17 protein-coding genes, 3 tRNA genes and 1 pseudogene are annotated in these 22,558 nt (G+C 53.1%); 15 read left to right on the top strand and 6 right to left on the bottom strand.

The window, feature by feature from the left end:
• Positions 1 to 28 precede the first annotated feature (28 nt).
• Entirely contained in the window at positions 29 to 1,669 is a 1,641-nt protein-coding gene (pgm, locus tag SK50_RS08750; protein WP_048229316.1) for a phosphoglucomutase (alpha-D-glucose-1,6-bisphosphate-dependent), read from the bottom strand.
• Positions 1,670 to 1,693: 24 nt separating this feature from the next.
• Positions 1,694 to 2,239: a replication initiation negative regulator SeqA gene (gene seqA, locus SK50_RS08745; RefSeq protein ID WP_003858650.1), complete on the bottom strand. Its 546-nt coding sequence runs from the start codon at positions 2,237 to 2,239 to the stop codon at positions 1,694 to 1,696.
• A gap of 183 nt (positions 2,240 to 2,422) precedes the next feature.
• Here seqA and ybfF point away from each other — a divergent pair, with 183 nt between their 5' ends.
• From ybfF to fur, 4 genes are all read left to right on the top strand, one after another.
• Positions 2,423 to 3,196 (top strand): esterase, encoded by a 774-nt coding sequence (gene ybfF / locus SK50_RS08740; protein WP_017694148.1) that lies wholly within the window; start codon positions 2,423 to 2,425, stop codon positions 3,194 to 3,196.
• A 128-nt stretch (positions 3,197 to 3,324) separates the two neighbouring features.
• Positions 3,325 to 3,612: a LexA regulated protein gene (ybfE, locus tag SK50_RS08735; protein WP_003858652.1), complete on the top strand. Its 288-nt coding sequence runs from the start codon at positions 3,325 to 3,327 to the stop codon at positions 3,610 to 3,612.
• Positions 3,613 to 3,767: 155 nt separating this feature from the next.
• Positions 3,768 to 4,298, top strand: coding sequence for a flavodoxin FldA (fldA, locus tag SK50_RS08730; RefSeq protein ID WP_003858653.1), 531 nt, complete (start codon positions 3,768 to 3,770; stop codon positions 4,296 to 4,298).
• Positions 4,299 to 4,589: 291 nt separating this feature from the next.
• On the top strand, positions 4,590 to 5,036 hold the full coding sequence (fur, locus tag SK50_RS08725; RefSeq protein WP_010428651.1) for a ferric iron uptake transcriptional regulator: 447 nt from the start codon (positions 4,590 to 4,592) through the stop codon (positions 5,034 to 5,036).
• Between the two features lie 142 nt (positions 5,037 to 5,178).
• On the opposite strand, the gene chiQ is transcribed toward fur, so the two are convergent.
• Both chiQ and chiP read right to left on the bottom strand, forming a co-directional pair.
• Positions 5,179 to 5,505 carry a ChiQ/YbfN family lipoprotein gene (chiQ, locus tag SK50_RS08720; protein WP_032102682.1) on the bottom strand — a complete coding sequence of 109 codons (327 nt, stop codon included), beginning with the start codon at positions 5,503 to 5,505 and terminating at the stop codon, positions 5,179 to 5,181.
• Positions 5,506 to 5,552: 47 nt separating this feature from the next.
• Complete coding sequence (chiP, locus tag SK50_RS08715; RefSeq protein ID WP_047737876.1) at positions 5,553 to 6,950, bottom strand: chitoporin ChiP; 1,398 nt, start codon at positions 6,948 to 6,950, stop codon at positions 5,553 to 5,555.
• A gap of 527 nt (positions 6,951 to 7,477) precedes the next feature.
• On the opposite strand from chiP, the gene SK50_RS08710 reads away from it, so the two are divergent.
• The 3 genes and pseudogenes from SK50_RS08710 to SK50_RS08695 all read left to right on the top strand — a co-directional run bounded on the left by SK50_RS08710 (position 7,478) and on the right by SK50_RS08695 (position 11,925).
• Positions 7,478 to 8,467 (top strand): LacI family DNA-binding transcriptional regulator, encoded by a 990-nt coding sequence (locus SK50_RS08710; protein ID WP_223259290.1) that lies wholly within the window; start codon positions 7,478 to 7,480, stop codon positions 8,465 to 8,467.
• A 33-nt stretch (positions 8,468 to 8,500) separates the two neighbouring features.
• On the top strand, positions 8,501 to 10,636 hold the full coding sequence (locus SK50_RS08705) for an ADP-ribosylglycohydrolase family protein (RefSeq protein ID WP_048229314.1): 2,136 nt from the start codon (positions 8,501 to 8,503) through the stop codon (positions 10,634 to 10,636).
• Positions 10,633 to 11,925 (top strand): annotated as a pseudogene (locus SK50_RS08695) (ABC transporter substrate-binding protein). The gene SK50_RS08705 and the pseudogene SK50_RS08695 overlap by 4 nt, the downstream one beginning before the upstream one ends.
• Before the next feature lie 59 nt (positions 11,926 to 11,984).
• Here the strand turns inward: SK50_RS08695 and glnS are convergent.
• Positions 11,985 to 13,652, bottom strand: coding sequence for a glutamine--tRNA ligase (gene glnS, locus SK50_RS08690; RefSeq protein ID WP_015571127.1), 1,668 nt, complete (start codon positions 13,650 to 13,652; stop codon positions 11,985 to 11,987).
• Between the two features lie 169 nt (positions 13,653 to 13,821).
• Entirely contained in the window at positions 13,822 to 15,771 is a 1,950-nt protein-coding gene (gene nagE / locus SK50_RS08685) for a PTS N-acetyl glucosamine transporter subunit IIABC (protein ID WP_017694284.1), read from the bottom strand.
• 325 nt (positions 15,772 to 16,096) lie between these two features.
• Here nagE and nagB point away from each other — a divergent pair, with 325 nt between their 5' ends.
• The 8 genes from nagB to SK50_RS08640 all read left to right on the top strand — a co-directional run bounded on the left by nagB (position 16,097) and on the right by SK50_RS08640 (position 22,538).
• Complete coding sequence (gene nagB / locus SK50_RS08680) at positions 16,097 to 16,897, top strand: glucosamine-6-phosphate deaminase (RefSeq protein ID WP_003858663.1); 801 nt, start codon at positions 16,097 to 16,099, stop codon at positions 16,895 to 16,897.
• Positions 16,898 to 16,953: 56 nt separating this feature from the next.
• A complete protein-coding gene (nagA, locus tag SK50_RS08675; RefSeq protein WP_032670349.1) occupies positions 16,954 to 18,102 on the top strand; it encodes an N-acetylglucosamine-6-phosphate deacetylase in 1,149 nt (382 codons plus the stop codon).
• An 8-nt stretch (positions 18,103 to 18,110) separates the two neighbouring features.
• Positions 18,111 to 19,331 carry a DNA-binding transcriptional regulator NagC gene (locus SK50_RS08670; RefSeq protein WP_017694286.1) on the top strand — a complete coding sequence of 407 codons (1,221 nt, stop codon included), beginning with the start codon at positions 18,111 to 18,113 and terminating at the stop codon, positions 19,329 to 19,331.
• A gap of 45 nt (positions 19,332 to 19,376) precedes the next feature.
• Positions 19,377 to 20,129: a ribonucleotide monophosphatase NagD gene (gene nagD / locus SK50_RS08665; protein ID WP_003858667.1), complete on the top strand. Its 753-nt coding sequence runs from the start codon at positions 19,377 to 19,379 to the stop codon at positions 20,127 to 20,129.
• A gap of 250 nt (positions 20,130 to 20,379) precedes the next feature.
• A complete protein-coding gene (gene asnB, locus SK50_RS08660) occupies positions 20,380 to 22,044 on the top strand; it encodes an asparagine synthase B (protein WP_015571128.1) in 1,665 nt (554 codons plus the stop codon).
• A 225-nt stretch (positions 22,045 to 22,269) separates the two neighbouring features.
• Positions 22,270 to 22,346, top strand: a tRNA-Met gene (locus tag SK50_RS08650).
• A 9-nt stretch (positions 22,347 to 22,355) separates the two neighbouring features.
• Positions 22,356 to 22,440 (top strand) — tRNA-Leu (locus SK50_RS08645).
• Between the two features lie 23 nt (positions 22,441 to 22,463).
• A tRNA-Gln gene (locus tag SK50_RS08640) sits at positions 22,464 to 22,538 on the top strand.
• Positions 22,539 to 22,558: the final 20 nt, after the last annotated feature.

Here is a 22,558-nt window from a genome sequence, read left to right as displayed (position 1 = left end):
AGGGCATCAGCCCGCACCAGATCACGACTTACGCGTTTTTCAGCACTTCGCTGACAATCTCTACCGCTTCTTTCTCAATCTGCTGACGATGCTCAGCGCCGAGGAAGCTTTCACAATAGATTTTGTACGCATCTTCCGTACCGGATGGACGCGCGGCGAACCAGCCGTTTTCGGTCATCACTTTCAGGCCGCCGATCGATGCGCCGTTACCCGGCGCCGCCGTCAGACGCGCGGTGATCGGGTCACCTGCCAGGGTACTGGCACTGACCATCTCCGGAGAGAGTTTTGACAGGGCTGCTTTTTGCGCAGACGTGGCGCTAGCCTGAATACGGTTATAGCTTGGCGCACCAAAACGTTCCGCCAGCTCGTTGTAATGTTCCTGCGGGTTCTTACCGGTGACCGCGGTGATTTCCGCCGCCAGCAGGCACATGATGATGCCGTCTTTATCGGTTGACCATGGGGTGCCGTCGAAGCGCAGGAAGGATGCCCCCGCGCTCTCTTCACCGCCAAAGCCGAAGCTGCCGTCGTGCAGACCATCAACAAACCACTTAAAGCCCACCGGCACTTCCACCAGCTTGCGACCCAGCGCGTCGACCACACGGTCAATCATAGCGGAAGAGACCAGCGTTTTACCCACCGCGACCTCTTTGCCCCACTGCGGACGGTGCTGGAAGAGATAATTGATTGCAACAGCCAGGTAGTGGTTCGGGTTCATCAGCCCTGCCGGGGTGACGATACCGTGGCGGTCGTAGTCCGGGTCGTTGGCAAACGCCAGATCGAACTTGTCGCGCAGCGCCAGCAGGCCAGCCATTGCGCATTCGGAGGAGCAGTCCATACGGATCGCGCCGTCTTTGTCCAGGTGCATAAAGCGGAAGGTCTGATCGACGTGATCGTTCACGATGGTCAGATCCAGCTTGTAGTGCTCGGCAATGCGTTTCCAGTATTCAATACCGGAGCCGCCCAGTGGATCCACGCCCAGCTTCAGACCGGCTTTCTGGATAGCGGCCATATCGACGATATCCGCCAGCCCTTCCACGAACGGCTGCACCAGATCCTGCTCTTTCGCGTGGCCGGAGGCCATGGCTTCATCCAGCGAGATGCGTTTCACACCGTTCAGACCGTTAGCCAGTAACGCGTTGGCACGATCTTCCACCACTTTCGTGACGTTGGTATCCGCCGGGCCACCGTTAGGTGGGTTGTACTTGATGCCGCCATCTTCCGGTGGGTTGTGGGACGGGGTGATCACAATGCCGTCAGCCTGCGCGCCACCTTTTTTGTTGTGTACCAGAATAGCGTTAGAAACCGCTGGCGTTGGCGTAAAACCGTTGTTCTCCTGAACAATCACGTCTACGCCGTTCGCCGCCAGCACTTCCAGCACGGAGATAAAAGCAGGTTCAGACAGGGCGTGGGTATCTTTCCCTACATAGCACGGACCGGTGACGCCATTTTTGGCGCGCTCTTCCGCGATGGCCTGAGCAATGGCCAGAATGTGCGGTTCGTTAAAGCTGTGGCGCGCCGCACTACCGCGGTGGCCAGATGTACCAAACTTCACTGCGTGTTCTGCGTTGCCCACCACCGGCTTCAGCACGTAGTACTGCGCGGTCAGTTGAGCGACGTTAATCAAATCGCGTTGTTGTGCAGGTTGTCCTGCACGGCTGTGATTTGCCATTGCCTGGTCCTTCTGATGCAAGGGTTAAATTGTACCGCAAACCTTTTCGATCAATTCCGCCGGGAACTGCATGGACTGCATGATATGTTCGATCATGCTGCACTTACGGCCCGTATTGGTGTTGGTGATCACCCAGTATGGTGTACCGGGAACGTGTTTGGGTTTGGTTTGGTTGCCATTTTGCAGCAGGGTCTGCTCGTCGCCTGCGAAGTAAACGCGCGTGCGACCGTGCAGCGACTCTGTCGCTTCTGCAAATGCGTTGTTATCCAGTGAGTAAAGTGTAGACAGCACCAGCATAAAGCGGTTAACCGCCTTTTTCTGCTCGGCATATTCATCGGACAGCAGCAGCTCGCGCATCGCTCGCACTTTGTCTTTTGCCGGCATGACGGCAGGTTTTACTTGTGCAACAACGCTCGGCTGAGACACGACATCTTTAGTGACAGGAGTGGGCTGTGAGGCGGCGGAAATTTTAAGCATGCGCCGTAAAATGTCGGACGCGCTCTCCCCAATATGCCGCGTCTGGCTGGCAATATACTGATAGAGTTCGTCATCAACTTCGATTGTTTTCATCTTAATCCAGTGCGATATCTTATCTGAATACAAGTCGTTGAGATTATAAGGTCAAATCCCAACAGCGGATAGCGTCAAACCAGGTTGGCGGCAAAAGTCAGATTAAACTGGATCCTTGCCCCCGGGCGGCAGAATGGTCAACATGATACCCTAACCTGACAAACCTAAAAAAAGAACTTTGCCATGAAATTGAATACCCGAGCGCAAACTGCACAATCGCCGAACAATAATTCTGCCATCGTACTGGTTCACGGCCTGTTTGGTAGCCTGGATAATCTGGGTGTGCTGGCGCGCGATTTAGTGACCGATCACGCGATCCTCCAGGTTGATATGCGCAATCACGGTCTTTCTGGGCGCTCGGAGGAGATGACCTACGCAGCCATGGCGCAGGATCTGCGGGACACCCTCGATGCGAATAATATCCAGAAAGCGACGCTTATCGGGCATTCAATGGGCGGCAAAGCGGTGATGGCGCTCACTGCGCTGGCCCCTGAGCGAATTTCCGGGCTGGTGGTCATCGACGTTGCGCCCGTCAATTACGACGTTCGCCGTCACGATGAGATTTTTGCCGCCATCAATGCGGTCACCGAAGCGGATGTCGCAACCCGCCAACAGGCGGCTGCCGTTATGCGTGAGCATCTTGATGAGGAAGGAGTAGTTCAGTTCCTGCTGAAATCGTTTGTTAACGGACAATGGCGCTTTAACGTCCCGGTATTGTGGGATCAGTATTCGCACATTGTGGGCTGGGAAACCGTCCCCGCCTGGCCGCACCCTACCCTTTTTATTCGCGGCGGCAACTCCCCTTACGTCACTGATGCGTACCGTGACACGCTGCTGGCGCAATTCCCGCAGGCTCGCGCTCACGTTATTGCCGGTGCCGGGCACTGGGTACACGCGGAAAAACCGGATGCCGTCCTGCGCGCCATTCGCCGCTATCTTACTGATACAGCGAATTGATTAAAAAGCCAGCGACCGGAAGACGACGGGCTTCCAGTCGTTGGCGTGTGGATTTGGGTGATGTATGATGGCGCGCTTATCGCCCGGGCATTAGCAGGGCGGCGTGTTTCCCCCGAAGTCTCAGAATCATGGCCAAAGAACAAACGGACCGTACGACACTAGATCTATTCGCGAATGAGCGTCGACCGGGACGACCGAAAACGAATCCGCTTTCGCGCGATGAACAGCTGCGTATCAATAAACGCAACCAGCTTAAACGCGATAAAAATCGTGGGCTTAAGCGTGTCGAACTGAAGCTGAATGCCGATGCCGTCGATGCGCTTAACGAGTTAGCTGACGCGCGCAACATCAGCCGCAGCGAACTGATCGAAGAGATGCTGATCGCCCAGCTTGAGACGTTACGCGGCAAGGCGTGAGTCAGAAAATCCCCAATATTACCTTTTTCATGTAGCACAGAGTGCAGTCCTGCGTGATAGCTGTTTCCGCAGGGTTGCCTGTTCTGCTATTATTGCCCTTATCCGTGGACAATTTGCGCCACCATACCATTAAGTTTCAAGAGGTTATTTTACTCATGGCAATCATCGGCATTTTCTTTGGCAGTGATACCGGCAATACTGAAAATATCGCAAAAAACATTCAAAAACAGCTCGGTAAAGACGTTGCTGATGTGCATGACATCGCCAAGAGCAGCAAAGAAGATCTCGAGGGCTATGACATCCTGCTGCTGGGCATCCCGACCTGGTACTACGGTGAAGCACAGTGTGACTGGGACGATTTCTTCCCGACGCTGGAAGAAGTAGACTTCAACGGCAAGCTGGTTGCCCTGTTTGGCTGTGGCGATCAGGAAGACTATGCTGAGTATTTCTGTGATGCGCTGGGCACTATTCGCGACATCATTGAGCCACGCGGTGCGGCGATCGTCGGCCACTGGCCAACGGCGGGTTACCATTTCGAAGCGTCCAAAGGTCTGGCAGATGACGATCACTTCGTTGGCCTGGCCATTGATGAAGACCGTCAGCCAGAGCTGACCGCTGAGCGTGTAGAAAAATGGGTTAAGCAGGTTCGTGAAGAGCTGAACCTGGACGATATCCTTAACGCCTGATATCCCTGCGGCGCAACTCCGGTTGCGCCCGTTTTCCAGGTAAAACCGATTAAATTAATTGCTACAAACTTTTAACTTTTTCGCCCAGACCTGTACAATATCCCCCTGGTAAAAAGTGGGTGCCATCGAACAAGTTTGTTGGTGATACCACGTTTTTATAAGCATACTTTGCTTGAGACTTGCAGTTTTCATTTAGCCATGGCAGTTCTATAATGAGACGCATTATCCCAAGTGCATTTTCTGTCACTTCTTCTTTTGAAGTGAATCGTTTAGCAACAGGACAGATTCCGCATGACTGACAACAATACCGCATTAAAGAAAGCTGGCCTGAAAGTAACGCTTCCTCGGTTAAAAATCCTTGAAGTGCTTCAGGGGCCAGACAATCACCATGTCAGTGCGGAAGACCTTTATAAGCGTCTTATCGATATGGGTGAAGAGATTGGGCTGGCAACCGTCTATCGTGTGCTGAACCAGTTTGATGACGCGGGCATTGTTACTCGTCATAATTTCGAAGGCGGTAAATCCGTGTTCGAGCTGACTCAGCAGCATCACCACGATCACCTGATCTGCCTCGACTGTGGCAAGGTCATTGAATTTAGCGATGATTCCATTGAATCACGCCAGCGTGAAATCGCCGCCCGTCATGGCATCCGCCTGACCAACCACAGCCTGTACCTGTACGGTCACTGCGCTGAAGGCGATTGCCGCGAAGACGACCACGCGCACGACGCGAAATAATATCGTGTTCATACTCTGAGCCAGCCGTAAGGTTGGCTTTTTTTTGCCTGAAAAAAGCCCGGTGGCGCTGCGCTTACCGGGCCTACGGGCTGTGACACCGTTGTAGGCCCGGTAAGCGCAGCGCCACCGGGCGTAAAGCAACTTATTTATTGTTATTGCGAATCTCGTCCCAGATCTTATCGCAACGCTTCGCCACTTCCTGATCGTTACCGCTTTTCCGCGCCTGGATACAGGCCTGGTAATCCATCACGCGAACATTTTCCTGCGTCGCAAACTGCTCATGCGCTTTCTCTTTTTTCAGCACATTCAGCACGCTCTGGCAGGCTTCAATCTTCTCTGGCGATCCTTGTGCTGTATTGATGCAGGCGCTATACGCCTCCTTCAGACGGGAGTCTTCTTTCTGCGCCTGATCCTGCGCACACGCCACCAGCCCCGATGCCAGCAGCGCAACGATTACCATTTTTTTCATCATATGCAGTCTCCATGCAGGCGGGATTTCGCCCGCCTGCGTGTTCATCAGAAGATTGTGAATGGCGCAATGACCATGAATTTCACGTCACGTTCATCCTGGAAGATGTTGCCGTAACCGCCCGCGTAGCTCGGGATATCGGAGTGGTTGTCATACTGGGTGAAGTGCAGTTTGAACATCGTGCCTTTCGCACGGCCCTCCTGAAGGGTGTAAATCGCATCCAGACTGTATGAAGACTCTTTCAGACGGTAGTTCGGATCGTAGTAGGCGTCTGGCGTAGCCATATCTGCTGGCTTCGCGTCCCAGGCGTACGCGTAGGACGCACCCACTGCCCAGCCAGGCAGATTCCAGTTCTTCAGGTCATACATTGCGCCGAAGAAGACCGCCTTTTCGCCGTCGGCGTTGAAGTCAGAGCGGTTATCCCACCAGATATCCAGACGACCATTGGAAGAGGCGTAGGTTGGCGTCATACGTTGCAGGAAGTAGCCCTGCTGCCCTTCAGCCTTGACCCATGTTCCCTCCAGACGTAAATCCACCTGACCTACCTTGTAGCCGAAGGTCAGCGCCTGTAACCACGCGGTGCCGTCATAGATATCATTTACGCTGCCATCACTGACTTTGTCGCGCGTACCGTAGAACTGATAGCTGGTGCTCAGCGGGCTACCCGCGATATCAAATTTGTAGCTGGCTTTAGCAAAGTACTGATCGATATAGCCTTCAGCCTGACCAAAAGCAGCTTCCAGCACCAGATCGTTTTTGAAGTCGTACTTCGCCCCCAGCGAGTGGAGATAATCAACTTTGGTTTTTTTATCGTTCTGATAGAACTTGTCCATCTCAATGTGCCACGGCGCTTTGTACTCGTTGGTCCACATATAGGAGAAGCTCAACGCCCCCGCATCGCCGTAGTCAAAATTAGCACCGGCTTCCGCACCCTGATAAGTGCCTGGCATAAAGCTCCAGTGCGGTGCTAACAGCGTCTGACCGGTTGGCTGGATATAACCTCCACGCGCCCAGACCGGACCATATTTGAATTTTGCAGCCGCTTTATACAGGCTGATTCCGCTTTTATCGCCGGACCAGTCTTCGTCGTAGGCTTTATTGCTGGAGGAGAACGCAATTTCGTTCGGATGGCCGCTGTCGCCATTTTCGGCCATTTCAATTGCGGTGAACGCTGCAATATCGATCCCGAACATATCGGCGGCATATCCCGACTGAAAATCCAGGTTGGCGTTCCAGGTCGAGTGAGAAAGGTTGGTTTTGTATTTATCTTCAGTGACGTCTTTACGGTCACGCTCACGCTGCCAGTAATAAATACCGCCCGTGAGGGTGGAGTCTTCAATGAAACCTGCTGCTTTTACCTCTGGCGCAACCACCAGGCCCGACATTGCTGTCACACCGGCGATAGCCAGCGCCAGCGCACTACGTTTGCCACTGAACGTACGCATATGTTTATCCTCTTTGACGTATAAATTGCTGTTACCAAAGGCAAACAGCGAAAAAATAAAATGAAAAAGTAGCGTTGAGAAAAACCTCGTTGACTACAATGGTTAGACTATTTTTCGCGACGCGAATTATCAATCTCTTTCTGTAACGGGAATGTAAGAATATGAGCAACCGCACATATTTCATCGTTTTCTGTTACATTTCATTCATAACTCCAAAAATGCGGGCGTTTGACAAAAAACCTTTTATTTCCATAAACATGTAATCGGTTTCATCGTTTAAACATTTGAGATGTTTATTTTTTAATTGAAATCATTTATGAAAATAATAAATTTTGAATTGTTATTAATTCGCTGCGCAAAGCGGGTTCTCCCTTACTCTGACAGTACCCGTTAAAGGATGTGAGATTGCTCGCTTTTTCTAAATTAACCGTCTGTTTTTACTGTTTCTCGTCTTGACGCTGCCAAAAGACCTCATTAATTATGTGGTCAGGTTATACGTATAAGTTGGCGCACATATGGCAAAAAGAATGACGCAACGCGATGTCGCTGCACTGGCGGGAGTTTCTCAGGCGGTGGTCTCAGTAGTGTTAGGCATGGGAAAACACGCCTATCCCCAGGAGACAGTTGCCAGAGTGGAAAACGCGGCGAAACAACTGGGCTATGTACCAAACCGCTTCGCCCAGGCATTGAAAACCAATAAAACACTGTCCGTGGCCTGTATTATTCCGGACATTGCCAACCCGTTTTATGCCTCGCTGATACGCGGGGTGCAATCGGTGATGGATGCCCATCGTTATGATGTCATCGTTGCCAGTACCGATGCTGTGCGGGAAAGGGAACTGCATTTTCTGAACTGGTCGGCTCAGGGGCGCGTCGATGCCGTAATTGGCACTTTTTTTCATGCCGGCGTTAATGATTTTGAACCCTATCTCATGGCCGGTTTTCCCATCGTCCGGATTGAAGCGGAGTATAAAACCGCCGGGAATTTGCCGTTACACAATATTTTTATCGACAACACCGCTGCCGCCCGCCGCGCTGTCGAATATCTGCTGGCTCAGGGGCACAAACACATCTGTATGATCGCAGGCGCTGGCGGCCCGGCTGGTGCCCGTGTGAAAGGCTATCAGCAGGCGATGGTGCAGGCTGGCCTTACGCCACAAATTCTTATGCAAGCAGATTTCTCAGAACCTACCAGCTATCAGTCCGCACTATCACTTTTCCGCAATGTTCCTCGCCCGGACGCTATCTTTGCCGCCAACGATGTAATGGCTATCGGCGTGATGCGGGCGGCAAGAGAGACGGGAATAACCATTCCCGGGCAGCTTGCCGTGGTCGGTTTTGATGATATCCCCTCGGCCGGACTGGTCACCCCTTCCCTGACCACTATCGCCCACTTTCCGGAACTAATCGGACAAAAAGCCGGTGAAATCCTGATGAATCACCTGTCCGGGGAACAGGATTCACCGGGAAGCACAACCGAAATGCCCTACCGCCTGGTAAAAAGGGAATCCGCCTGACTGGCGATTAATTACAGAGAAAAGGATGAAAAAATGGAATTACCTTCAGATTATTACCAGCGCGTTTACGCTGGGGTATTAGGGAAATTGATCGGCGTGTATCTGGGTCGCCCTTTTGAAGGCTGGACCTGGCAAAAAATCATGCGGGAACTCGGGCCAATACGGTATTACGTTAATGAAAAATTCAATCGCCCTCTGGTGATTACCGATGACGACGTAGCCGGAACATTCACATTTATTCGCGCGCTTGAGGATTACGCGTTACCGCCAGACCTGACAGCCGAACAGATGGGGCACTGTTGGCTGAATTACATCATTGATAAGCGCACTATCCTCTGGTGGGGGGGTAATGGTAATTCAACAGAACATACGGCGTGGCTGAATCTTAAAAAGGGTATCCCTGCCCCGCTGAGTGGCGCTATCGCCACCAATGGCAAAACCATCGCAGAGCAAATCGGCGCGCAAATTTTCATTGATAGCTGGGCGCTCGTGGCTCCCGGCCAACCGCAACTGGCGGCGTCTCTGGCAAAAACAGCCGCCAGCGTGAGTCACGATGGGGAATCCGTTTATGCCGCCATGCTTTGGGCGGCAATGGAGTCACAAGCTTTTATCTGCCAGGACATCGAAAAACTGATTGCCACAGGCTTATCCGTTATCCCCCCAGATTCGCAAATTGCCATACTGGTCGCCGATATCTGCCGCTGGCGCCAGGAGGATAACGACTGGCAGACGACGCGCCAGAAAATTGAAGACCACTACGGCTACCATAAATATCCCAGCAACTGCCATGTGATCCCCAACCACGCGTTGATGATTATGGCGATGCTCTACGCGCCGGGCGATTTCCAGCAGTCCCAGTGCATCGTTAATACCTCCGGATGGGATACCGACTGCAATGCGGGCAACGTTGGCTGCCTGTCTGGAATTATGCTCGGGTTACAGGGTATTGACGCCGGCCCGGACTGGCGCGGCCCGTTGGCGGACAGAATGCTAATCTCTTCCGCGGACGGCGGTTTTTCCATCAACAACGCAGTACGCATTACGGATTATCTGGTGGATTTAGGCCATCAGATTGCCGGGCTTCCGCGCCCTGAACCGAAGAAAGGGGGGGCTCAATACCATTTCTCCCTGCCGGGAAGCGTACAGGGTTTTCGCTGGCCGAAGGAAGAGAATACCGCTCCGGTTGAGGTGAAAAACGAAGCCTGGCAGGGGCAGCAGATGCTGAGCATTCATTATCATCACCTCGCGCAGGGTCTTCAGGCCAGTGTGACCACGCAAACTTTTACCCCGCCGGAAATCATGGAAATGCGCAGTTATGATCTCATGGCCACGCCACTGATCTACCCTGGACAACGCTTGCACGCTACGCTTATTGCCCCATCGGACAATATCTCGTCGCTTAACGTGCGGCTGTGCTATCGGGTCTATGACGATAACAATTGTCTGATCCCTTGCTACGGTGACACGCACCACGTTGCCCCAGGCGAAGAAATAACGCTCTCGCTGGATATCCCTGACTGTAAAGGCCAACCAATAGGTGAAATTGGCGTGACGCTGAGTACCGACGCCCGTACTGCCCGTGGTCGACTCCTTATCGACAGCATGTGCTGGGATGGCGTCCCGAAACTGACCCTGCGCAAACCCGCCGGAGAGAACGACTTCTGGTGGCGCTCATGGGTCAACGGAGTGGATCTCTTTTCCCGCCATTATCCAACCAGCTTTCGGATCTCAAAAGAATACGATGAGGGTTTAATCATTCACGGCACTCGCCAGTGGAATAACTATCGGGTGCAAAGTGACATCACGCTGCATTTGGGTGACTACGGTGGTCTGGCCTTCCGGGTACAGGGGATGAGACGTTACTACGCAGCGCGCGTAATGCGCGACGGAAAGGTACAGATAATACGCGTCCGCGACGCGGTGACCCGTATTCTGGCAGAAACCGTCCTGACTGACGTTTATGAGCGGCCCCTCGTTTTCGATATCGCTGTTCTGGGAAACACCCTTACCGCCACTGTCGATGGAAAAACCCTTTCCGTGGAAGATACCGAACGTGAAGCGTTTGCCGATGGTGGGATCGGGTTATTGATATGCGCCGGTGCGCTGTCAACCGACGCTATCCATATCTGCGCCAATGAAACGGTATCACAACAAGGGATGAAAAAATGAAAACAACAAACAGGCTACGGGCCCTGGCCCTGGTCGTTGCGGCATTACTCTCAGGATGTAAAGAGGATAAACCGCAGCAGGTTACAATTGAATTTATGCACTCCTCCGTAGAGCAAGAGCGCCAGGCCGTTATACGCGGCCTGATCGACCGCTTTCAGAAAGAAAACCCTACTATTACCGTGAAGCAGGTGCCGGTGTAAGAGGACGCCTTTAATACCAAAATGATTACGCTTGCCCGTTCAGGCGCGTTGCCGGAAGTGATCGAAGTTAGCCATGACTACGCCCGGGTAATGGACAAAGAGTCGCTAATCGATCACAAGGCGGTAAAAGCCCTGATAGAGAAACAAGGGGAAGCGTCTTTCTATGACGGCGTGTTGCGTATTGTCCGCACCGAAGACGGAAATGCATACACTGGCGTACCCATTAGCGCCTGGTTACAGGGGATCTGGTATCGAAAATCCGTACTGGCTAGGGCAGGGATTAGTGAGCCCAAAAACTGGGCCCAATTGCTGGATGCGGCGCGCAAGCTGACCAAAATCGGTGACAAAAAATACGGTATCGCTCTGCCGACGGCAGAGAGTGTGATGACCGAGCAAACTTTTTCCCAGTTTGCGCTTTCAAATCATGCCAACGTATTTAATGCTGACGGCAAGGTCACCGTCAACTCACCGGAAATGCTCGCGTCGCTGAATTATTACCGCGATCTTTCCCGATACACGATGCCCGGCTCTAATAATGTTATGGAGATCAAAGACGCCTTTATGAACGAGACTGCACCGATGGCGGTCTATTCGACCTACATTCTGCCAGCTATCGCTCAGGAAGGTTCGCTGGCCGACATCGGCTTTGTCGTTCCGACTGAAAAAACCTCTGCGGTGTATGGCGTAATCACTTCATTAACCATCACTACTGGGCAGAAGGAAGAAGAGACGGAAGCCGCTGAAAAATTCGTGTCATTTATGGAGCAAGCGCAAAATACCGCAGAATGGGTATTAATGTCGCCAGGGGCGATGCTGCCGGTGACAAAAGCCGTTGCTGCACACACCGTTTACAAAGATAACCCGGCTATTAAAGCCTTTGGCGATCTGACGACTCAACTGATTGCTCAGTATCCGCATATGCAGGTCTTTGGTTCCGTCGGTGAGAAGAATTTCACAGGGATGGGGGATGTCACCGGCTCCGCTATTCTCAGTGAAATGGTCAATCAGGTGACAGTAGGAAAACAGGAGACTGCCCCCGCGCTGGAACGCAGCCAGCAGCGAGTAGCTGAACTTTTGCAACGCCATTAACCCTCAAAAAAAACGCCGCATTACGCGGCGTTTGTTTCTCATTGACCATGCCAGCGTTATTATTCGCCGATCTTAGTCCAGGTATCACGCAGACCGACGGTACGGTTAAATACCGGTTTTTCTGCCGTGCTGTAACGGCTGTCCAGGCAGAAGTAACCCTCACGTTCAAACTGGAACGCTTTACCGGCTTCAGCGGCTTTCAGAGACGGCTCGGCATAACCCTGCTTGATAATCAGCGACTCAGGGTTGATAACCGCCAGGAAGTCCTCCGCAGCGCCTGGGTTAGGTACGCTGAACAGACGATCGTAGAGACGGATCTCAACCGGCAGCGCATGCTGCGCACTCACCCAGTGGATCACACCTTTCACTTTACGGCCATCCGCCGGATCTTTACTCAGCGTCTCTGCGTCGTACGTACAGAAGATGGTCGTGATGTTACCTTCCGCATCTTTCTCTACGCGCTCGGCTTTGATCACATAGGCGTTACGAAGACGCACTTCTTTGCCCAGCACCAGACGCTTGTACTGCTTGTTCGCTTCTTCGCGGAAGTCGGCGCGATCGATCCAGATTTCACCGCTGAACGGCACGTCGCGGGTGCCCATTTCCGGTTTGTTCGGATGGTTAGGCATCGAGACCAGTTCGCTTCCGCCCTGCGGATAGTTTTCGATGACCAGTTTCACTGGATCGATCACTGCCATCGCGCGCGGCGCGTTTTCGTTCAGGTCTTCGCGAATGCAGGATTCCAGAGACGCCATTTCGATGGTGTTGTCCTGCTTGGTAACGCCAATACGTTTGCAGAACTCACGAATGGACGCCGAGGTATAGCCACGACGACGCAGGCCAGAGATGGTCGGCATACGCGGGTCATCCCAGCCTTCAACGTGCTTGTCGGTGACCAGCAGGTTCAGCTTACGCTTGGACATCACGGTGTATTCCAGGTTCAGACGAGAGAACTCGTACTGACGCGGATGCACAGGAATGGTGATGTTATCCAGCACCCAGTCGTACAGACGACGGTTGTCCTGGAATTCCAGCGTGCACAGAGAGTGCGTAATGCCTTCCAGCGCATCGCTGATGCAGTGGGTGAAGTCGTACATCGGGTAGATGCACCACTTGTTACCGGTCTGGTGGTGTTCAGCGAACTTAATGCGGTACAGCACCGGATCGCGCATCACGATGAACGGAGACGCCATATCGATTTTGGCACGCAGACACGCTTTACCTTCTTCGAAGCCACCGGCACGCATTTTTTCAAACAGCGCCAGGTTCTCTTCCACGCTACGATCGCGGAACGGGCTGTTTTTACCAGGCTGAGTCAGCGTACCGCGGTATTCACGGATTTCGTCAGCAGACAATTCGTCGACGTATGCCAGACCTTTGTTAATCAGTTCAACCGCATAGGCATACAGCTGATCGAAATAGTCTGAGGAGTAGCAGATATCGCCAGACCAGTTGAAGCCCAGCCATTGCACGTCGTTTTTAATCGACTCAACGTATTCGATGTCTTCTTTTACTGGGTTGGTGTCATCGAAACGCAGGTTGCACTGCCCCTGGTAATCTTGCGCAATACCAAAGTTCAGGCAGATCGATTTGGCGTGACCAATGTGCAGGTAGCCATTTGGCTCCGGCGGGAAACGCGTGTGGACTGTGGTGTGCTTACCACTGGCCAGATCTTCATCGATGATCTGACGAATAAAGTTACTCGGGCGGGCTTCTGCCTCACTCATCGTGGATTCCTCAAAGCGTAAACAACGTATAACGGCATATGATCTTATAAGCCGGACGTAGTGACAACCCTTAAAACGTCCCGGAAGAAAATAATGGGGGCAATTGCCGCAAAAAAAAGCGGCGGAGGATATCCCCCGCCGCTAAAGGCATAACTCTACTCAGGAGCGATTACTTGCCTTTAATCTCATACAGTGGCGTCTGGCCTGCAACCACCTGACCCTGCGCCTGGATCACCAGACCGCTGAAGTCGTCGATGTTGCTGCACACGACCGGGCTTATCATGGAGCGCGCGTTGGCATTCAGGAAGTCCAGATCCATTTCCAGAATCGGCTGACCTGCCGCCACTTCAGCACCCTCTTCCACCAGACGAGTAAAGCCCTGACCGTTCAGCGCAACGGTATCGATACCCATATGGACAACGATCTCCGCGCCTTTTTCCGTTTCCAGGCAGAACGCGTGGTTGGTGTTGAAGATTTTCACAATAGTACCGGCAGCCGGAGAGACCACGGTTTTGTCCGTTGGTTTCACCGCCACGCCGTCACCGACCGCTTTGCTGGCGAACGCTTCGTCAGGCACCTGCTCAAGCGCAACAACGTCACCTGTCACCGGAGAAACCAGCGCAGCGATGGTCACCGCGTTTGGCACAGCCTGCGGTTTTGCAACCGGCGCGTCAGCCACTGCCGCGTTATCCGTTGAGGCGGCAGCGACCGGCCCACGGGCAACCACTTTTTTCATTTCATCGCCGATAGATTCGGCTTTCGCACCCACGATAACCTGGATGGTTTGTTTGTTCAGTTTCACCACACCAGACGCACCCAGGCGTTTGCACATTGCATCGCTCACGCGCGCGGAGTCACCTACGGTCAGACGCAGACGGGTAATACAGGCATCGATCGCTTTCAGGTTGTCGGTGCCACCCACAGCGGCAATGTAGCTGGTTGCCAGCTGGGTTAAACCCTCTTCGGTATTGCTGTTGGCTTCACTGGTCACAACATCATCTTTCGTATCTTCGCGGCCCGGCGTCTTCAGGTTAAACATACGAATAACCGCGCTGAACAGAACGAAGTAGATAACGAAGAAGATCAGGCCCATCACCATCAGCATCCAGACGTTGCTGCTTGCCGCCGGCAGGTTGTACATCAACACATAGTCGATGGCGCCTGCGGAGAAGGAGAAGCCAGCATGGATACCCAGAAGGGTGGCGACGAACAGGCTGATACCGGTCAGGATCGCGTGCATCAGATACAGCAGCGGAGCCAGGAACATGAACAGGAATTCCAGTGGCTCGGTCACGCCGGTCAGGAAGGCGGTGATCGCAACGGACAGCAGCATCCCGCCAACCATTGGGCGACGCGCTTTCGGCGCAGCCAGGTACATTGCCAGCGCCGCGCCAGGCAGACCAAACATCATGATTGGGAAGAAGCCAGACATGAACATGCCCGCGGTGCCGTCGCCTGCGTAGAAGCGGTTGATATCACCGTGGAATACCGCGCCGGCCGCGTTGGTGAACTCACCAATCTGGAACCAGGCGATGGTGTTCAGTACCTGATGCAGACCGGTTGGGATCAGCAGACGGTTAATGAAACCGAAGATGCCCGCGCCCATTGCGCCCGCAGACACGATCCACTCGCCACCCGCATGGATAGCATGCTGCACCGGTGGCCAAACGTAGCCAAAGATGGCGGCGAGGATCAGACAGAAAAAGCCCGTCGCAATCGGCACAAAACGTTTACCGCCGAAGAAGCTCAGGAAGTCAGGAAGTTTGATACCTGCCCAACGGTTGTACACGGCGCCACCCACCAGGCCGGTAATGATACCTGCCAGCACACCCATATTGATTTCAGGGTTGATGGTTACCATCGCTTTCGTGAGGATGAAGTAACCGACAGCCCCTGCCAGTGCCGCGGCACCAGCGCTGTCTTTTGACCAGCTTGACGCCACACCGATGGCGAAAATCAGCGCCAGGTTGTCAAAAATTGCACCGCCTGCCTGGGCAATAAACGGCACGTTAAGAAGATCGGGTTGCCCGAATCGCAGCAGCAACGCTGCAACCGGTAGCACGGCGATAGGGAGCTGCAAAGCCCTACCGAGGCGCTGGAAAAAACCTAAAATATTCATCCTATTCCCCCTACGAGACCCTTTGTTAAGACTCGCGCATAAACTATGTTTTTATTGTGTCACGAACGATAGATACAGTTGATGATTCACTGGCAGTGTGAGTGTGTGAAAAATTAATTCGTATCGCAAATTAAACACCTATTTTTTGTGATTATTGTCACCAAATATCGTATTAAACCCTCCCTTTCACTGGCTAACGACGAAAACTTATTTTATCATTCAAAAAATCAAGACGGATTGATCCGGCCTGAAAGGTTCCAGGTTACGCTTAGTTCAGGTTGCACTAATCATCCGCCCACTTTTACTTAAACTTTAGAGGTGAATAATGAGACTGATTCCCCTGGCAACAGCTGAACAAGTCGGAAAATGGGCTGCTCGTCATATCGTTAACCGCATCAACGCGTTCAAACCAACAGCCGATCGTCCTTTCGTTCTCGGTCTTCCAACCGGTGGCACGCCCCTGACCGCGTATAAAGCTCTGGTTGAAATGCACAAAGCGGGCCAGGTTAGCTTTAAACACGTTGTGACCTTCAACATGGACGAATATGTCGGCCTGCCGAAGGAACATCCGGAAAGTTACCACAGCTTTATGCACCGTAATTTCTTCGATCACGTTGATATTCCGGCTGAAAACATTAACCTGCTGAATGGAAACGCGCCTGATATTGACGCAGAATGCCGTCAGTATGAAGAAAAAATCCGTTCCTACGGTAAAATCCACCTGTTTATGGGCGGCGTAGGCAACGATGGTCATATCGCGTTCAACGAACCGGCATCTTCACTGGCTTCCCGTACCCGTATTAAAACGCTGACCCATGATACGCGCGTGGCTAACTCCCGCTTCTTTGACGGCGACGTCAATCAGGTGCCTAAATACGCGCTGACCGTGGGCGTGGGCACGCTGCTGGATGCCGAAGAAGTGATGATTCTGGTGCTGGGCGCGGTGAAAGCGCAAGCGCTTCAGGCTGCCGTTGAAGGTAACGTGAACCATATGTGGACGATCAGCTGCTTACAGCTGCATCCAAAAGCGGTTGTCGTGTGTGACGAACCGTCCACCATGGAGCTGAAAGTGAAAACGCTGAAATACTTCAACGAGCTGGAAGCTGAGAACATCAAAGGTCTGTAATTGAATAACCGCCTCTTTATATCCGGGGCGGTCGCTTTTTTTAACCGGGGGTCGATATGTACGCTTTAACCCACGGTCGGATTTATACCGGCCATGAAATTCTGGATGACCATGCGATTGTAATCGCCAATGGCCTGATTGAACGTGTTTGCCCGCTGGCGGAACTGCCGCCGGAGATCGAACAGCGTTCCCTCAATGGAGCAGTAATCTCCCCCGGTTTCATCGACGTACAGCTCAACGGCTGCGGCGGTGTCCAGTTTAACGATACAGCAGAGGCGGTATCGGTTGAAACGCTGGAAATCATGCAAAAAGCCAACGAGAAATCGGGCTGCACCAGCTATCTGCCAACGCTGATCACCAGCAGCGATGACCTGATGAAACAGGGTATCCGCGTCATGCGCGAATACCTGGCAAAACATCCGAATCAGGCGCTGGGCCTGCACCTGGAAGGACCATGGCTGAATATGGTCAAGAAAGGCACCCATAACCCAAACTACGTGCGCAAACCGGATGCCGAGCTGGTGGATTACATGTGCGCCAATGCCGATGTGATCACCAAAGTAACGCTGGCCCCGGAAATGACCGGCACGGACGTTATCAGCAAACTGGCCGCCGCCGGGATTGTGGTGTCTGCGGGCCATTCGAACGCGACGCTGAAAGAGGCGAAGGCCGGTTTCCGCGCAGGCATTACGTTTGCCACACACCTTTATAACGCGATGCCCTATATTACTGGCCGCGAACCGGGACTGGTTGGCGCCATTCTGGATGAACCAGACGTCTACTGCGGCATTATCGCCGACGGCTTGCATGTCGATTACACCAACATCCGCAACGCCAAACGCCTGAAAGGCGACAAGCTCTGCCTGGTAACGGATGCTACCGCTCCGGCAGGAGCGAATATTGAGCAGTTCATTTTTGCTGGTAAAACAATATACTACCGGAATGGACTGTGTGTGGATGAGAACGGCACGCTGAGCGGTTCTTCTCTGACGATGATCGAAGGGGTACGTAACCTCGTTGAACATTGCGGCATCGCGCTTGAGGAAGTGCTGCGCATGGCCACGCTTTATCCGGCGCGCGCCATTGGCGTCGATAAACAGCTCGGCGGTATTGCGCCAGGTATGGTTGCAAACCTGACGGCGTTCACACACGATTATAAAATTATTAAGACCATCGTTAATGGTAACGAGGTCGTCACTGAGTAAGTAAAAGTATGACACCAGGCGGACAAGCTCAAATCGGTAATGTCGATCTCGTTAAACAACTTAACAGCGCGGCGGTTTATCGCCTGATTGACCAGCACGGGCCAATCTCGCGCATTCAGATAGCCGAACAAAGCCAGCTTGCTCCCGCCAGCGTGACAAAAATTACACGCCAGCTTATTGAGCGCGGCCTGATCAAAGAAGTCGATCAGCAGGCCTCCACCGGGGGCCGCCGCGCGATTTCCATCGTCACGGAAACCCGCAATTTTCAGGCCATTGGCGTTCGCTTAGGACGTCATGACACCACGCTTACGCTCTACGATCTGAGCAGCAAGGCCATTGCCGAAGAACACTACCCCCTTCCTGAGCGCACGCAGGAGACGCTTGAACATGCGTTGCTGAATACCATTGCGCAGTTTATCGAAAGCTGTCAGCGCAAGATCCGTGAACTCATCGCCATCTCGGTGATTTTGCCCGGCCTGGTTGACCCGGAAAGCGGCGTTATTCGCTACATGCCGCATATTAAGGTAGAGAACTGGGGGCTGGTTGAGGCGCTGGAAAAGCGCTTCAAGCTGACCTGCTTTGTTGGTCACGATATTCGCTCGCTGGCGCTGGCGGAGCACTACTTTGGTGCGAGCCAGGACTGCGAAGACTCTATTCTGGTGCGCGTTCACCGTGGTACAGGTGCGGGCATCATCTCGAATGGCCGCATTTTTATTGGCCGTAACGGTAACGTAGGCGAGATTGGTCATATCCAGGTGGAACCGCTTGGCGAGCGCTGCCACTGCGGTAACTTTGGCTGTCTTGAAACCGTTGCCGCCAATGCCGCCATTGAACATCGCGTTCGCCATCTGCTGGAGCAGGGTTACCAGAGCCGCGTCACGCTGGACGATTGTAAGATCGGCGCCATCTGTAAAGCGGCAAACAAAGGCGATGCGCTGGCCTGCGAAGTGATCGAACAGGTAGGACGCCACCTGGGTAAGACCATCGCCATTGCCATCAACCTGTTTAATCCGCAGAAAGTGGTGATTGCCGGCGAGATCGTTGAAGCCGAAAAAGTGTTACTGCCCGCCATTGAAGGCTGCATCAATACCCAGGCGCTGAAGGCATTTCGCCAGAATTTGCCGGTGGTGCGATCTACGCTCGATCACCGCTCGGCAATTGGCGCATTCGCCCTGGTAAAACGTGCCATGCTCAACGGGATCCTGCTGCAACATTTGCTGGAATCCTGATCGGACCTTATAGTAACGCCTTCTTTTTTTGATGTCGGATTGTCCATGACCATTAAGAATGTAATTTGTGATATCGACGGCGTGCTGATGCACGACAACGTTGCCGTGCCGGGTGCTGCGGAGTTTCTTCACCGCATCATCGACAAAGGAATGCCACTGGTTCTTCTCACGAACTACCCTTCACAGACTGGTCAGGATCTGGCAAACCGCTTTGCTACCGCAGGCGTCAACGTCCCGGACAGCGTGTTCTATACCTCTGCGATGGCGACCGCGGATTTCCTGAAGCGTCAGGAAGGCAAAAAAGCCTATGTGGTTGGTGAAGGTGCGCTGATCCACGAGCTGTATAAAGCGGGCTTCACCATCACCGACGTGAACCCGGACTTTGTCATCGTGGGCGAAACGCGCTCCTTTAACTGGGAGATGATGCATAAGGCAGCCTACTTTGTCGCCAACGGTGCGCGTTTTATCGCCACCAACCCGGACACGCACGGTCGTGGTTTTTATCCCGCCTGCGGTGCGCTGTGCGCCGGTATCGAAAAAATCTCGGGTCGTAAGCCGTTTGTTGTCGGTAAACCGAGCCCGTGGATCATCCGCGCCGCACTGAATACGATGCAGGCACACTCAGAAGAAACCGTCATCGTGGGCGACAACCTGCGTACCGATATTCTGGCTGGCTTCCAGGCGGGGCTTGAAACCATCCTGGTGCTTTCTGGCGTTTCACAGCTTGATGACATTGATACGATGCCGTTCCGGCCAAGCTGGATTTACCCCTCTGTCGACGAAATCGACGTTATTTGATTCAGAACCACGCCTCAGGGCGTGGTTTTTCATTTCTGCTGTCTGAAAACATCACTTCATCTAACGAAATCAGCCCTTCATTGAGAAATCATCAATAATATCGCTTAACACATACTCTTTTTTTAAGATTCGGCAATTGCCATTGCACTTTTTACGTTTTCATCGGTAAAACGCTTGCGCCCCCTCCCCCTTTTGCGGCATTTTCATAAGCAAGCAACATCACAACGCAACAGGGTTAACGGAGAAGGTTATGTGTTCTATTTTTGGCGTACTGGATATTAAAACTGACGCGGGCGAACTGCGTAAAAAAGCACTCGAATTGTCCCGCCTGATGCGCCATCGCGGTCCGGACTGGTCAGGCGTATACGCCAGCGATAAAGCGATTCTGGCTCACGAACGTCTCTCCATTGTTGATGTCAACGCTGGCGCACAGCCGCTGTATAACGAGAAAAAAACGCACGCGCTGGCTGTTAACGGTGAAATTTACAACCATCAGGCGCTGCGCGCCGAGTACGGCGATCGCTACGCGTTTCAGACCGGCTCAGACTGCGAAGTGATCCTGGCGCTGTATCAGGAGAAAGGCCCGGAGTTCCTCGACGATCTGCAAGGTATGTTCGCCTTCGCGCTGTACGACAGCGAAAAAGACGCTTACCTGATTGGCCGCGACCATATCGGTATTATCCCGCTGTACATGGGACACGATGAGCACGGCAACTTCTACGTTGCCTCAGAGATGAAAGCCCTGGTGCCGGTGTGCCGCACCATCAAAGAGTTCCCGGCAGGTAGCTACCTGTGGAGTAAAGACGGCGAGATCCGCCCGTACTACCAGCGCGACTGGTTTGATTATGAGGCGGTGAAAGACAACGTGACGGACAAAGCCGAACTGCGTCAGGCCCTGGAAGAGTCAGTGAAAAGCCACCTGATGTCAGACGTACCTTACGGCGTACTGCTCTCCGGCGGTCTGGACTCCTCCGTGATCTCCGCGATCACCAAGAAATTCGCCGCACGTCGCGTGGAAGATCAGGAGCGCTCTGAAGCCTGGTGGCCGCAGCTGCACTCCTTTGCCGTGGGTCTGGAAGGGGCACCTGACCTGAAAGCCGCCCAGGAAGTGGCAAATCATCTCGGCACGGTGCACCATGAAATTCACTTCACCGTACAGGAAGGTCTGGATGCGATCCGCGATGTGATCTATCACATTGAAACCTATGATGTGACCACCATTCGCGCCTCCACACCGATGTATTTGATGTCGCGGAAGATCAAAGCGATGGGCATCAAGATGGTGCTCTCCGGCGAGGGTTCTGACGAAGTGTTTGGCGGTTACCTCTATTTCCACAAAGCGCCAAACGCCAAAGAGCTGCATGAAGAAACGGTGCGTAAGCTACAGGCGCTGCACATGTTTGACTGCGCGCGCGCCAACAAAGCGATGTCCGCCTGGGGTGTGGAAGCCCGCGTGCCGTTCCTCGATAAGAAATTCCTTGATGTGGCGATGCGCATCAACCCGCAGGACAAAATGTGCGGCAACGGCAAAATGGAGAAACATATCCTGCGAGAATGTTTTGAATCCTACCTGCCGGCGAGCGTGGCGTGGCGTCAGAAAGAGCAGTTCTCGGATGGCGTGGGTTACAGCTGGATCGACACCCTGAAAGAGGTGGCGGCGAAACAGGTTTCTGATCAACAACTGGAAACTGCGAGCTTCCGTTTCCCGTACAACACGCCAGCCTCGAAAGAAGCGTATTTGTACCGTGAGATCTTTGAGGAGCTGTTCCCGGTTCCAAGCGCAGCAGAGTGCGTACCGGGTGGCCCATCGGTCGCCTGCTCTTCTGCTAAAGCCATTGAATGGGATGAATCATTCAAAGCGATGAACGATCCGTCAGGACGCGCGGTGGGCGTTCACCAGTCTGCCTATAAATAATGTTCAGAGTATCATCAGGCCCTCCGGGGCCTGATTTTTTTGCCTCTCTTTTCTCCGCATAAAATCGATTAATAACCAATAATTGTCGAATATTCGGCCTCGCTGTTCGCAACCTAACCAAACAGTCACATTCCGGCTATTTTCATTGAAAAAGGTGTTGACGCTGCAAGGGTCTATACGCATAATGCGCCCCGCAACGCCGATAAGGTAACGCGAAAAAAAGATGGCTACGTAGCTCAGTTGGTTAGAGCACATCACTCATAATGATGGGGTCACAGGTTCGAATCCCGTCGTAGCCACCATCTTTTTTTGCGGGAGTGGCGAAATTGGTAGACGCACCAGATTTAGGTTCTGGCGCCGCAAGGTGTGCGAGTTCAAGTCTCGCCTCCCGCACCATTCCCAGGTAAGCGTTGCACGGATGGGGTATCGCCAAGCGGTAAGGCACCGGTTTTTGATACCGGCATTCCCTGGTTCGAATCCAGGTACCCCAGCCATATTTCTTCGATTATGCGGT

The organism is Enterobacter sp. BWH64, assembly GCF_001037645.1.
In the GTDB taxonomy this organism is placed as follows: Bacteria; Pseudomonadota; Gammaproteobacteria; order Enterobacterales; family Enterobacteriaceae; genus Enterobacter; species Enterobacter hormaechei_C.
This window is presented reverse-complemented; position numbering and strand designations above follow the sequence as displayed.